The 13,470-nt window shown below is 50.1% G+C and carries 11 protein-coding genes; all 11 read left to right on the plus strand.

Features of this window, described 5'->3' with window-relative positions:
• Positions 1-5 precede the first annotated feature (5 nt).
• On the plus strand, positions 6-776 hold the full coding sequence (locus DXD12_RS06640) for an aspartate dehydrogenase domain-containing protein (RefSeq protein WP_118522170.1): 771 nt from the start codon (positions 6-8) through the stop codon (positions 774-776).
• 16 nt (positions 777-792) lie between these two features.
• Positions 793-1,650: a transketolase gene (locus DXD12_RS06645; RefSeq protein WP_118522169.1), complete on the plus strand. Its 858-nt coding sequence runs from the start codon at positions 793-795 to the stop codon at positions 1,648-1,650.
• A gap of 2 nt (positions 1,651-1,652) precedes the next feature.
• On the plus strand, positions 1,653-2,600 hold the full coding sequence (locus DXD12_RS06650; protein ID WP_118522168.1) for a transketolase C-terminal domain-containing protein: 948 nt from the start codon (positions 1,653-1,655) through the stop codon (positions 2,598-2,600).
• Between the two features lie 43 nt (positions 2,601-2,643).
• Positions 2,644-4,077, plus strand: a complete 1,434-nt coding sequence (locus DXD12_RS06655) for an aldehyde dehydrogenase family protein (protein WP_182427282.1) — start codon at positions 2,644-2,646, stop codon at positions 4,075-4,077.
• A gap of 24 nt (positions 4,078-4,101) precedes the next feature.
• Positions 4,102-5,166, plus strand: a complete 1,065-nt coding sequence (locus DXD12_RS06660) for a glutamate cyclase domain-containing protein (RefSeq protein WP_118522166.1) — start codon at positions 4,102-4,104, stop codon at positions 5,164-5,166.
• Positions 5,167-5,486: 320 nt separating this feature from the next.
• On the plus strand, positions 5,487-6,194 hold the full coding sequence (locus tag DXD12_RS06665) for a nucleotidyltransferase family protein (RefSeq protein ID WP_118637840.1): 708 nt from the start codon (positions 5,487-5,489) through the stop codon (positions 6,192-6,194).
• On the plus strand, positions 6,188-7,258 hold the full coding sequence (locus DXD12_RS06670) for a GHMP kinase (RefSeq protein ID WP_118637842.1): 1,071 nt from the start codon (positions 6,188-6,190) through the stop codon (positions 7,256-7,258). Before DXD12_RS06665 ends, DXD12_RS06670 begins: the two co-directional genes overlap by 7 nt.
• Entirely contained in the window at positions 7,251-7,868 is a 618-nt protein-coding gene (locus tag DXD12_RS06675; RefSeq protein ID WP_118637844.1) for an HAD family hydrolase, read from the plus strand. Before DXD12_RS06670 ends, DXD12_RS06675 begins: the two co-directional genes overlap by 8 nt.
• Before the next feature lie 59 nt (positions 7,869-7,927).
• The gene (locus DXD12_RS06680; protein WP_118637846.1) at positions 7,928-10,525 is read left to right on the plus strand and encodes a potassium transporter KefB; all 2,598 of its coding nucleotides are present in this window, start codon (positions 7,928-7,930) and stop codon (positions 10,523-10,525) included.
• Between the two features lie 37 nt (positions 10,526-10,562).
• Positions 10,563-11,198: an SIS domain-containing protein gene (locus tag DXD12_RS06685; RefSeq protein WP_107000695.1), complete on the plus strand. Its 636-nt coding sequence runs from the start codon at positions 10,563-10,565 to the stop codon at positions 11,196-11,198.
• Positions 11,199-11,276: 78 nt separating this feature from the next.
• On the plus strand, positions 11,277-13,466 hold the full coding sequence (locus DXD12_RS06690) for a hypothetical protein (RefSeq protein ID WP_118637848.1): 2,190 nt from the start codon (positions 11,277-11,279) through the stop codon (positions 13,464-13,466).
• The last annotated feature ends 4 nt before the right edge of the window (positions 13,467-13,470 follow it).

The following is a 13,470-nucleotide window of genomic DNA, read 5'->3' on the forward strand; positions in this document are numbered from 1 at the left end:
TTGTTATGAAGACGATAGGACTGATAGGATTTGGCCTGATTGGCCGGTATATAAAAGAACGTTTAGGTGAGCTTGGCGATGTGAAGCTTGGGTTCATATATGATATGAACCCAGAGGCGACAGCCAGTCTTCCGCCAGAACTTGTGATCAGTACACCGGAGCAGCTGGTAGAAAAAATGAAGGAGCTTTCCGTGGATCTGGTAGTAGAAGCAGCTACTTATCAGGCGGTACAGCAGCTTGCACCGTTAATTCTGCCATATGCGGATATGATGACATTTTCATCCTGTGCATTTGCAGAAGAAAAGTTTGAAAAACTGGCGAAGCACCTCTGCAGTGAATGGGGAAGAAAGATCTATATTCCGCATGGCGCTGTGCTTGGATATGATGGCATTTTTGACGGCAGGGAAGTACTGGAAGAGGTATGCATCACAACAACAAAAAAACCGGCGAATCTGGGGAGCAGCGTAACAGAGAAAACAGTTCTTTTTGAAGGAAGCACCAGAGAAGCTTGTAAGAAGTTCCCGCGCAATGTAAATGTGCATGCTGGAATTGCGATTGCGGGGCTTGGATTTGACAAGACGCGCTCCAGAATTGTGGCGGATCCGGATGTAAAGGGAAATACCCATAAAATCGAAGTGACCGCAGATGGAGTTCAGTTTGATATTGAAGTATGCAGCATTCCGAAAGGACTGGTGACAGGGGCATATACACCATTATCTGCTTTTTTTACATTGAAACGTGTGATAGGCGGAGAGAACGGATTGACAATTTCGTAAAAAGGAGGAGAAGGATATGGCAGATAAACAGGAAGTAAGACGCCTGGAAGAAATGGCGTACCAGCTTCGGACTAAACTCTGCAAGCTTTGTGGCAGTTATCAGGGAAACATTCATATGGGCGGGGATATGTCGATGGCAGATATTCTGACCTGTCTGTTCCACCATACAATGAAGATTGATCCGAATAATATCCGGATGCCGGAGCGGGATCGGTTTATTTTGAGCAAAGGACATGGCGCGGTATGTATGTACATAACCATGGCGCTGCGTGGATTTTTTGACTATGACGAGATAGTAAGGACGTACGGAAAACTGGATAGTGCATATGGACAGCATCCGTGTAAAGTGCGTCTTCCAGGCGTAGAGGCGTCAACCGGTTCCCTGGGGCACGGACTGGCTATCTGTGTCGGAATGGCAGCCCATGCGCGTTATAAAGGAGAAAAACACCGGGTATTCTGCATGATGGGAGACGGAGAAACCTGCGAAGGTTCTGTTTGGGAGGCAGCAATTAATGGTCACGCACAGGAACTTGGAAACTTGATAGCGATTGTGGATCGGAACCGTCAGCTGATGACCAGCTTTAGTGAAGACTCAGTAAAGTTGGAGCCATATGCAGACAAATGGAGAGCTTTTGGCTGGAATGTAGTAGAGATCGATGGAAATGATATGAACGCAGTTGTGGATGCACTGGATCAATTACCGGCACCGGATAGCAAGGTACCGACGGTAATTGTGGCAAACACAGTAAAAGGTCATGGAGTTTCCTTTATGGAAAAACAGATTAAGTGGCATTGTGGAAGCCTGAATGAAGAAGATTTAAAACGGGCACTGGCGGATCTGGATGCAGGGCTTGCCCGGGAAATGGAGGGATAGTTATGCAGGAATCGTATACACTGGAAAAATTCAATTCTGGGCGGACGGTAGTTGGAGATGCGATTACAGAATTGGCAAAAACAGATGACCGTATCTGGCTTCTGACACCGGATATTGGCTGGGGGTGTGCAGATTTTAAGGCAGCTTATTCGGGCAGATTTATCGATACGGGAATTGCAGAGCAGTGTGTAGTGGGAGTTTCTGCCGGTCTGGCACTGGAAGGAAGCATTCCGTTTATTATCGGTATGATGCCGTTTATGAGTATGCGGGATCTGGAACAGGTCCGCACGGATCTGTGTTATCAGAATCTCCCGGTTCGTATTATTGCAAATTACTCGGGGTTGACAGGTAACGGCGGTTCTACCCATTATGCAATGGAAGATATGGCATTATTTTCATCTCTGGTAAATATGACAGTGTGCGCACCGGCTGATCCGGAGCAGCTCCGTCAGATAATTTTAAAGAGCGTGGATTGGGCAGGACCGATGGCAATCCGCATGGATCCGGGCAAAAACAATGCGGTTTTATATCCGGAAGATGCTCAGTTTGAAATCGGAAAGGCATATACCGCATGCGAGGGCTCGGATATTACCATTATTGCCTGTGGAGAGATGGTAGCAGAAGCGATCAAGATTTCAAAGGAATTAAAAAAAGAGGGAATCAGTGTCCGTGTGCTGGATATGTTTACAGTGAAACCGCTGGATCGGGAAGCGGTTATCAGGGCAGCAGAGGAAACAGGAAGAATTATCACTTGGGAGGATCATTTGATGAACAATGGTCTGAGCAGTGCAGTCAGCGATGTGCTTACGGATAACTGTATCGCACTTGAATCCTTTAAGCGTTTTGGAATCCCGCAGGTATATCCGGGGTTTGGAGATGCAAAGGAACTTTATAAAAAGTATGGTTATGACAAAGAGAGCGTCCAGAATTATATTCGCAGCCTCTTTTAAGCGGTCATGATTTTGTTTCATGAGGGAAGGAGTGGGGAAACAGATGTTTAAACAGTATATTGGTGGAGAACTGGTGGAAGGAAAGGGGACAATGCTCCGCGTTATGAACCCGGCAAACGGCACCGATTTCGAATCGTTTAAGGCAGCTACCGGGGCACAGGCAGAAGAAGCGCTGGAGGCGGCTAAAAAAGCATTTTCGACATGGTCCTGGACGCCGCTGGATGAGCGTGTGGAATGGCTGAGAAAGTATACGAAAGAACTTTTGTCAGAGCGGGAATACATTGTAGATTTGTTATCACAGGAATCCGGCAAACCATATGCGGAAGCATGCTATGATTTTGATTGGGGGATTTCCAGTCTTCGGTTTTTCGCAGAAGAGATCCGCAGGGTGACAGGTACTACGTTTTCAGATAACGCAGGCCGCCGGGGAAATTTCTATCATCTGGTGGATCGCCGCCCGCTTGGCGTTGTGGTAGGACATCTTGCATGGAATTATCCACTTGGAAATGCAGCGCTTAAAATTGGGCCGACAATCGCTTCTGGCTGCTGCTGCGTTTTAAAACCATCCAGCCAGACACCGCTGGCAACCCTTTATCTGGGGGAGATTCTGCATCGGATCGGGCTTCCAGCTGGCGTGGTGAATATTATTTCAGGTCCGGCGGGAGAACTTGGAGATGTATTGAATAAGAGCCGGATTCCGAAAATGATTACCTTAATCGGTTCGACGGAAACAGGCCGCCAGGTTATGGCGCAAGGCTCGTCTTCAGTTAAAACATATTCACTTGAGCTGGGAGGCAATGCACCGGCGATTTTGATGGAAGATGCAGATGTGGATCTGGCAGCGGATCTGATTGTAAAAAGCCAGGTGTGCAATACCGGACAGACCTGTATCGGTTATAACCGTATTTATGTACATGAAAAACGTTATGAGGAGTTCTGCCAGAAAGTATTGGATCGCCTGAAAAAAGTAACGATTGGAGCGGGACGTGACGACGGGGAAATGGTCATGGGACCGATGATCAGTTTCCGCGAGCGGGATCGGGTACTGGATTTAATCGCAGATGCAAAAGCGCGCGGCGCAAAGGTACTTTGTGGCGGAGATGTTCCTGCAGGCTTTGAAAAGGGCGCTTATATCAGTCCGACAGTCGTAGCAGATGTGAATGAGGATATGAAGATATCCAGAGAAGAAATTTTTGGACCGGTTATTTCAGTACGCCCGTATACAGATTTTGAGGATGTATTGAAAAAAGCGAATGATACGGAAGCCGGACTGACTTCTTATTTATTCGGACATGATGCAAGGGCGATTGCCAGAGCATATGAAGTTTTGGAATTTGGAGAATTGTATGTAAATGGATTTAGTACCGGACCGATGCTTCCGCATTGCGGGGTTCGTGAATCCGGCGTCGGATGCGACGCTTCCGGTTGGGGTCTTGAGGAGTATTTCAGTCTGAAGAGATTGAGTATGCATCCATAAATAACAAAAGAAGGAGGAGAGAAAATGCGCAAATTAATTTCAGATGTCGGTCTTGCAAATGTAGCAGAGTCAATCGACCGGCTGATGAATGTGGATATTGGTGCGCGTGGTACGGCACAGGTGCTGTTTGATGCAGCCAGAGAGCTTTTAAATGGAAAGCCTATGACGCTGGCGGCGGTAGAATTAATGCAAAAGTCGATTAAGCCCGGCGATTATGTGTTTATCACAACCGGATGGGCGGATCAGCCAGCCAATATCCCGACGAAGAGTGAGACGGATGGACCGCCAGGTACGGCGGCTCTTGCAAGAGCTATCCGCTTGACATTAAAAGGTCTGCCGATTGTCATTACAGATGATTATCTGGTAGAAGATATGAAGAAGGTTATGTCAAGCTGTGGTTTTTCAATTACAGAGCCGGAAAAACTTTCAACATCTCTTTCGGATGAATTGGGATTTGAAATGGTTCCTACGATTGCGGTAATTGGTATGCCGATTGATCAGGAAGCCTGCCGGGTTCGTTCCGAAGAACTGCTGGAGCACTATAAACCATCCCTTTGTCTGGCGATTGAACGTGGAGGTATGAATAAGCATGGCAGGATCCACGGAATGGGAGGCTTTGACTTCTCTGCCAGCCAGGCGAAGATGGATTATCTCTTTACCGGCGCCGGTGAACGCGGGATCGCGACAATCGGTATCGGCGATGGCGGTAATGAGATTGGCATGGCAAATATTGAAAAAACAGTGCGAGAAAAGGTAAAGAACGGAAATATGTGTAAATGCCCGTGTCATTCCGGCATTGCACTGGATGTAGCAAAGGTGGATGTTCTGCTTTCGGCGGCTATCTCAAACTGGGCTGGTTATGGAATTGCCTGCCTGCTTGGACTGGCAGAAGGAAATCTGGACGCCATGTGCAGCGAGGAGATAGAAAAGAGAGTGCTGGACAGCTGCTGGCGCGTTGAATTCCATGATTCGATTGGTTCCAGAGTTGCACCGAGCGTAGACGGATGCCCGGAACCGGTACATCTGGCAATTATACGTCTCTTTAGGGAGATTGTTACAATGGGAATCAAGAGATTCCCGGCAGAATAGAACGAATCACATTGCAACTAAATATGATCAATCCCCATTGATACAAACAAAAATGCAGTCGGTTTCCCCAAACCGGCTGTATTTTTTGTTATATAGAGAGGATAAGGTTAAAAAGGTGTTCTGGCGGTAGAAATCGCGAGTAAACTGTGGTAGAATATATAAGTTAAACTGGGTTTACCAGCTGTTGACGAACGGCTTAGATACCAGAAGTGAAAACAAGGAATAATCTAGTCGGAATGCGATCAAAATTAAACGTTAAAGTTTAAGAATAGAAGTAGAGATAATTAAACGAAAAACAACAGACAGAAAGGAAGTACAGTATGCAGGCAATCATTCTGGCTGGCGGACTGGGGACGCGGCTTCGCAGTGTGGTAAGCGACCGTCCGAAACCGATGGCGCTGGTTGAGGGTAAGCCGTTTCTGGAGTATGTGCTTCAGGGGCTGAAAAAGAGCGGAATTGACGATATTATTTTTGCCGTTGGTTATAAGGGCGGCATGGTGGAAGAATATTTTGGAGACGGATCGCAGTTTGGCATCCGGGCGCGGTATGCGTATGAGGAAGAGCTGCTCGGCACGGCGGGCGCGATCAAGAATGCCGGGAATTATGTGACGGACGAGCAGTTTTTTGTCCTGAATGGCGATACATTTTATCAGATGGATTTCGGCGATTTAAGCCGGATTCAGCAGGAAAAAAATCTGGAGATGGCGCTGGTTCTGCGCGGTGTGCCGGATATTTCCCGCTATGGGGCGGCGCGCCTGACCGACGGGCTGCTGACCGCTTTTAATGAGAAAAATGGCAATACTGGGGCGGGCACGATCAACGGCGGTGTGTACCTGATGAAGCGGGCGCTGCTGGATGAGATTCCGGAGGGAAAAGTTTCGCTGGAAAATGAGTGCATTCCCAGGTGGATGCAGGAGGGAAGACGTCTCGGCGGCATCGTAAATGACGGCTATTTTATTGATATTGGTGTGCCGGAGGATTATTTCCGGTTTCAGGAGGACGTAAGAAAAGGAGACATTACATGGTAATCAGAGGAAGAGCGCCGCTGCGCGTGAGCTTTGGCGGCGGTGGTACGGATGTAGAACCATTCTGTGTAGAACAGGGCGGTGCCATTATCGGAAGTACTATCAATAAATATGCATATTGTTCGATCATTCCGAGGGATGATGACCAGATCACGGTTCATTCCCTGGATTTTGATATGACAGTCAAGTACAATGCGAAGGAAAATTACGTCTGCGATGGACGGCTGGATCTTGTCACGGCAGCGCTGCGGGCGATGGATATCAAGCAGGGATGCGAGGTTTATTTACAGTGTGATGCTCCGGCTGGTTCGGGACTTGGAACCTCCTCGACCGTCATGGTAAGTCTTCTGACCGCGATGGCGCGCTGGAAAGGAATTACGCTGGATAATTATGCGATGGCGGATCTGGCTTACGGCGTGGAGCGGATCGATCTGGGGATTTCAGGCGGTTATCAGGATCAGTATGCGGCGACCTTCGGCGGCTTTAACTTTATCGAATTTCACGGACGTAATAACGTCGTGGTAAACCCGCTCCGCATCCGCCGCGATATTATCAATGAGCTGCAGTATAACCTGTTGTTATGCTACACGGGCAATATCCATGTATCTGCGAATATTATCAAGGATCAGGTAAGCAACTATAAGAAACCGGATGCATTTCAGGCGATGTGCGAGGTAAAGGCGCTTTCCTATGCGATGAAGGACGAGCTTTTAAAGGGAAATCTCCACAATTTCGGCCGCCTCCTGGATTACGGCTGGGAGAGCAAGAAGCGGATGAGCAGCAAGATCACAAATCCGCAGATTGATATGCTCTATGACGAGGCGAAAAAAGCGGGCGCTCTCGGCGGAAAGCTTTTAGGTGCTGGCGGCGGCGGATTCCTTCTTGTGTACTGCCCATACAACGTCAGACATCAGGTGGCGCACCGTCTGGAAGCGGCAGGCGGACAGCTGATGGATTGGAATTTCGAACTGCGCGGCGCACAGAGCTGGATCTGCGATGAGGATCGCTGGGACTACCGCGATATTCAGGTGCAGATGCCGGATAAGGAGTATACATTCCATGTGTAAAGATAACTGTAAAGTAGTATTCCTTGACCGTGACGGTACGATGAACGTGGAGGTCAATTATCTTCACCGAAAAGAGGATTTGAAGCTGATTGACGGCACCGCAGAGGCGATCCGTCTTCTGAACAAGGCTGGATATAAGGTGATCGTCATCACCAACCAGGCGGGCGTGGCGAGAGGCTATTATACCGAGGCGGATGTAAAAATCCTTCATGATTATATGAATGAGGTGCTGGGGCGTGACGGAGCACACGTAGATGCGTTCTACTATTGCCCGCACCACCCGGAGCATGGGATCGGGATTTATAAGAAAAAATGCCATTGCCGTAAGCCGGAGACGGGAATGTTTGAGATGGCAGAGCGGGATCTGACGGAGGGCATTGATAAGATGCATTCCTATATGATCGGGGACAAGCGCATCGACGCGCAGGCAGGAAAAAACTTTGGCGTGACCGGAGTTCTTGTCGGAACCGGCTATGGGGCAAAAGAACACGCGGAAGATAGGGCGGCTGGACTTATAAAAGAGGACGGAAGCTGCCCGGCGGGCGGTTATGATGCGTATGCGGAGACGCTACTGGATGCGGTGCGCGGGATTTTAGGCGGGCGTATATAGAATGCGGCTCACAAAAAGATTCCGGGAGTACATAAACTAGAAAGAGAGGAACCATTGACATGCAGAATCAGAGACAAAACGGACGACCAGACGCAGCCGTGCGCATGGCTGGTCTTTTTCTGGTGCTGTTCTGTGTGGCGGCGGTTCTGATTCCGGTGAAAACGCTGTTTACGGGAAATGGTTTTTTTGCAGATTACATTCATTTCACGGAATCGAAATGGATGTATGTGGAGATTGCGATTCTGGCAGTCTTGATCTTTGGGGGGCTGGCGCTTTTGAAGCGCGGACGCAGCCGGATGTACTGGCTGACGGCGGTTGTGCTGGTGTTTTCCTGGATTCATGTGGTATTTCTGCCGATGGTGGTGTCGGCGGTGTATCTGATTAGCCTGTTGGCGATCGGGCGGTTTTTGAGAAAACGGGTGTTTTTCAGGGGAACGGTCTGGGAGCGGTCTTATTTTTCTTTTTATATGGACTTCCTTTTTGGCGCCTCCTTTGCAATCGTTGTGTATTGCCTCCTTTCTGCCCTTGGCGTTGGAAAAATCGCCTGGATGCGCCTGAGCGTCTATGCTCTGGGTGTGGCGGCGCTGGGCTTTGATTTTTCCTCGATTTCCTGCCAGTGCATCATGGGATGGCAGACGCTTTCCTGGATGCTGGATGGCAGGGACAAGGTGTCGGTTCAGGTGATTGAGGCAGAGAAACAGGCGTTACTGTTCACAGGTAGGCACTTTTGGAACCGAAAGTGCCGTAAGAAAACGTGGTGGCAGCAGGAATTTGCCGTATTTAAATGCGAAGCCACGGCAAATTCCGTTACTGGGCACGTATGCGTGAACAGTAACAAACCGGCTGGCAGCGGGGGATCGAGGGAAATACCGCGCCGGGTGCGCCGGGCATGGACGCTGGCGGCTGGCTGGTGTGTCCTGATGTTCCTGATTCAGGTGGGACGCCTGAATATCGCACTCGACTTTGATACACTCTGGTATGGTGTGCGTTCCCAGTACATTGTGGCAGGCGGAACCGGGCTGTATGAGAATCCGGGGCTGGTCGGCATGGTCTATGTGTATTCGAAGGGCTTTGAGGTACTGACTCTGCCGCTCTGCGATCTGGCGAGTCACAGCTACCTGACGTTCTTTAACCTCTGGCTGGCAGTTCTGGGAATTGGGGCGATGGTCTGGAATGCGGTGCTTCTGACGGGCAATCGAAAGCAGGAGACAGAGAGCCGGGAGGCGGGAACAGAGAAGAAACTAACGTATCACAGCGTCTTGCCGGGAATTATGGCAGCTGTTTTGACGGTTTCGGTGCCGGGCATCATGAATATGGCGCTCACAGCCAAGGCGGATTTGATTACGTGGCTGCTGCAGCTTATTATGCTGGGATGTTTCTTTCAGTATATTCATGTGTATGAAAATCATTGGATATTCCTCTCCGGGGCAGCCGGTTCCTATTTCCTGTCCCTCACGATGAAGCCGACCTCCCTGGTCTTTTCCACTGCCGTATTTGGCATGATGGGGCTGTACCTTCTGTGGTTCTGGTTTCATGAGCGCGGGGCGGCGGCTGACCTGTTTCACCATCTGGTCCGCCTGATTGGCTCCTTATGCCTGCCGTTTGGGGCATTGGTTGGTATCTGGGCGCGGACGATGAAGATCACGGGAATGCCGGTCACTTCGGTGTTTACTTCGATTTTTGCATTGTTTGGTTTTAAAATGAAATACCCATTTGCTACCTCGGAGCTGCCGCAGAATTATCAGGAGGAATCAACGCTTCATGTGCTGGCGCGGCGCATCTGGCAGATGCTGATGCAGCCGCAGGGTGAAGATATGGGGCATGTAATTCTGGCGTGGGGAACCTCGCTGATGGCGGTGCTGATTGTGATGCTGGTGCTTTATGGGATTTTCTCCAAAAAGGGAGAGGAGCAATCCCATATCTGGAACGCGGCATTGGTGATTTTCTTCCCATTTGTGATCGTCAGCCTGATCAGCCTGTCGATGCTTTACCAGATCGACGGAAATTATTTCATGCTTCTGTATTCTATGCTGATTCTGGGGGCATGCCGGGCGATGGTGTATTTTAAGAAAATCGGCTTTTATCCGCTCGCGTCGAAGTGCCTGGCGCCGTTGCTGGTATTAAATCTGATTGTCACGGCGATCAGCAGCTGGGCGTGGACGGCTGGATTTTCGGAGATGCATCTTCTGAATAAAGGGCGTGTCAATCACCGGGCGCAGGAACAGGCGCGGATAGAGGAAAAGGGAAACACGCTGATCTGGCAGGAAGTGTCGCAGGATCCGGAAAACCGGGTGATCGCATTTGGAACGCATCCGTACTGTTTGCAGTTCCCGTGCAATGTGGAGTCGTATAAGGATATTACATCGCCGTGGGGCAACGTCGAACTCGTCAACTCGCCGGAGGCGTTTGAAACCTATATGGCGTATGCGAAGACAGATTATGTCTACGCGGAAGCAGGCTATCTGGGACCGGGAAGCTGGGAGTGGAGTCTGGATCTTCTGCGGGAGCTGATCCGCAGAGGCAGCCTGACCGATCTGTTTTTTGAAAATGGAAATATGCTTGCGCGGGTATCCGACACAGCGGTGCCGGAGGAAGAAGCGCAGAACAATCTGGAACTGTTTGAGCGGGAGTATTTATTTTATGATGCAGAAGCTTAATAGACATCGAAAAAACTGACAGGAGGAAATAGAAATCATGAAGGAATACGAGTACCTAGACGAGCTGATCAGCCGCTATCCGGTTCTTGCACCGGTGAAAGCGGATATTCGCACTGCGTATGAGACGCTGAAAGAGTGCTATGAGCGCGGCGGAAAACTTCTGATTGCCGGAAATGGCGGAAGCTGTGCGGATTCGGAGCACATCGTGGGCGAGCTGATGAAGGGGTTTGTGAAGAAACGCCCAGTTTCGGAAGAGATAGAAAAGGCACTGAAAACGGTGGATCCGCAGATGGGAGCGGAACTTTCCGAAAAGCTGCAGCAGGGACTTCCGGCGATCGCGCTGACTGGTCATGCAGGACTGACCACCGCATTTATGAATGATGTGGACGGCAGCATGACTTATGCGGAACAGGTGCTTGGATATGGAAAAGAGGGGGATGTGTTCCTCGGAATCTCAACCTCGGGCAATTCAAAAAATGTCCTGTATGCAGCCGTGACGGCAAAGGCAAAGGGGCTTAAGGTTATCGGGCTTCTGGGACGCGACGGCGGGCGGATCCGTGGGTACAGCGACACTGCGATTGTCGTGCCGGAGCAGGAGACATTTAAGATTCAGGAGCTGCATCTTCCGGTGTACCATGCACTGTGCCTGATGCTGGAAGAATATTTCTTTTAAGATATATTTTGTTTCATGGAAAGGAAGTAATGATTCAGCAGGTTCATGAAGAAAACTGGATGATTACAAGGGAAAAGTATGTTATTTGGAAACAGGCCGGCAGACAAAACGGCGAAATGGAGAGTCAGTACCCGCAGCTTTGCAGTGCTGCTTGCCTATACGCTTTTTATCTGGTGGCTGGAAGTGCTGGATCTTCTGGCATGGCTTTTACATGTACCACAGGGAACGGTTTTGTCGCGGGCGGCAGCGCTCGTTTTATGTGGCGCTGTCATGGTGGCAATCGGAAGATTTGAATGGGACCATGCGGGAGTGAGTCCGCTTTTTATAGTGGGAAGCTTGTTCATCCTGGCGTTCTTTTCGGTCAAGGGATTTGCCCCGGATCAGAGCTATGACACGCAGAACTATCACCTGCTGTCGCAGATTCCCGGATTTGTGGACAACCTTCATTATCATGTGATACCGGGGCGGTTCCAGATGTTCGGTTTCCGGCTGGGCGACCGGATGTTTTATCCATTCCGGGCGCTTTTAGGGCTTCGGATGGGGACATTGTTAAACGCACTGGCGATGCTTGTGATTTATCGGCAGGTAACGGTGTTCCTGAGCATGGAGGCAGACCGGCTGGAAAGAAAATGCAGCTGGTCGAAGCATCTTGCGCCGGTACTGGCATTTCTGATTGTCAGCCGCCTGGAGTTGATTCAGGAGAGCGGCAGTTACATGGTCGAGCTTCTGGCGCTGCCGTTTCTTCTGGAAATGGTATTTCTGCTTCTGCGCGGGCTGGATGAGGCGAAGCGGGAGCGCGAGGCGGTTTTATTCTGCCTGTTTGGCGGAATCCTGTTCTGTCTCAAGATGACGAATATCGTGTATCTGGTGCCGCTGGTGCTTCTGTATCTGTGGAAAATCCGGAAGTATCTGACGCCGAAGCTGTTTCTGGGGTGTCTGGTGACGGGGATGATTCCCGTCAGCGTGTACCTGATTTACAATGGGATAGCGATGAAAAATCCGGTTTATCCTTATTATAACAGCCTGTTTCATTCGCCGTATTTTGGGGAAACGGACTTTAAGGATTCGAGATGGGGACCCAGCAACATAAAAGAGTTTCTTTTGTGGGCATATTCGATGATTCGGCATCCAGATTACCGCCTGAGTGAGATACCGGCGAAATACAACCTGGATCTGGCGCTGATGTATCTGGGAGCGGCGGGAGCCGGGCTCGGCTGGATTTGGAAGAGGGTCAGCAGCAGGACGGGAACCTTATTTCTGCTGTATGCCGCGTCTTTTATTCTCTGGGCGGCAACGACGGGACACAGCCGCTATTTTATGGGCGGACTCTTATTCGCCGGAATGCTTTGCGGATGCCTGGTGCTGCGGGGAATGGCTTCCATTTCTCGCGGTCTGACAGGCGGCGTTGTATTTGCAATGATGTTTATAGTTGTTTACGCCGGGCGCGCTTACGATGCTTACACATCCGTCTGGAACGGCGGGGAATGGGCGATGCGGGCGGTAAGCCGAGAGAGTATCCGCAGCAATCTGCCTTATGTATTTCACGATCATCAGCTGTTTACACAGGAAGAACGTTCCAAGATTGACCGCATTTTCCTGACCTGGTCGGATGTGGGAAGTTATGCGCGGCTTGCGGGCGAAGATGTGCCGGTCTGGAACCGGTATTCGATCGTCAATGAGCTGTCAGGGCAGAAAGACGCCTATATCGATGAAATCGAGGCGGCGATGGAGGCAGGCGAGGGCGTCTATGACATGATCCCGCAGGGACTTGAGACGTTGGAAAGCTATCTGGAATGGATGAATGAGGCGGGATGGTACGTGCATGATATGGAGTATCAGGAAACAATCCTGCAGGGCAGCCAGTCCTTTACACTGGCAGGGCTTGAGATGGCGCATGGACGCGAAAACTGCTGGTACCGCACACAGGAGATTTTCATGGATGCACAGGAAACGGAAAAAGAAGTACCAGAATGGCGCTGGGAGAATACCAGCGGGGACGATCATCCGACTATCCGGGCGGTTCTGTGTGATCCGGACTACTGGGTGCTGAAGCAGCCATTTGAAGTGGAAATCATCGCCTCGGATGGGACAAACAGCCGGACGGCTGCTGTGATCCAGGCGGGACAGAAGGAATATGAACCGATGGAAGTACAGCTTGATCTGACAGGGCTTCAGAGAGAGATAAAATTGGAATTGGTAAGTACAGCTGAGACAAAACGGGCTGTTGTGATTAATCCGGAATGGTCCGCCGGAACGGTGGAAGAGTGAAAAC

It is taken from the genome of Clostridium sp. TF11-13AC (assembly GCF_003481065.1).
GTDB lineage: Bacteria > Bacillota > Clostridia > Lachnospirales > Lachnospiraceae > Otoolea > Otoolea fessa.

What these genes read in the sequence shown, in the direction of transcription:
- DXD12_RS06640 (WP_118522170.1), top strand. Translation starts at nt 6, where the DNA reads ATGAAGACGATAGGACTGATAGGATTTGGCCTGATTGGCCGGTATATA.
- DXD12_RS06645 (WP_118522169.1), top strand. Translation starts at nt 793, where the DNA reads ATGGCAGATAAACAGGAAGTAAGACGCCTGGAAGAAATGGCGTACCAG.
- DXD12_RS06650 (WP_118522168.1), top strand. Translation starts at nt 1,653, where the DNA reads ATGCAGGAATCGTATACACTGGAAAAATTCAATTCTGGGCGGACGGTA.
- DXD12_RS06655 (WP_182427282.1), top strand. Translation starts at nt 2,644, where the DNA reads ATGTTTAAACAGTATATTGGTGGAGAACTGGTGGAAGGAAAGGGGACA.
- DXD12_RS06660 (WP_118522166.1), top strand. Translation starts at nt 4,102, where the DNA reads ATGCGCAAATTAATTTCAGATGTCGGTCTTGCAAATGTAGCAGAGTCA.
- DXD12_RS06665 (WP_118637840.1), top strand. Translation starts at nt 5,487, where the DNA reads ATGCAGGCAATCATTCTGGCTGGCGGACTGGGGACGCGGCTTCGCAGT.
- DXD12_RS06670 (WP_118637842.1), top strand. Translation starts at nt 6,188, where the DNA reads ATGGTAATCAGAGGAAGAGCGCCGCTGCGCGTGAGCTTTGGCGGCGGT.
- DXD12_RS06675 (WP_118637844.1), top strand. Translation starts at nt 7,251, where the DNA reads ATGTGTAAAGATAACTGTAAAGTAGTATTCCTTGACCGTGACGGTACG.
- DXD12_RS06680 (WP_118637846.1), top strand. Translation starts at nt 7,928, where the DNA reads ATGCAGAATCAGAGACAAAACGGACGACCAGACGCAGCCGTGCGCATG.
- DXD12_RS06685 (WP_107000695.1), top strand. Translation starts at nt 10,563, where the DNA reads ATGAAGGAATACGAGTACCTAGACGAGCTGATCAGCCGCTATCCGGTT.
- DXD12_RS06690 (WP_118637848.1), top strand. Translation starts at nt 11,277, where the DNA reads ATGTTATTTGGAAACAGGCCGGCAGACAAAACGGCGAAATGGAGAGTC.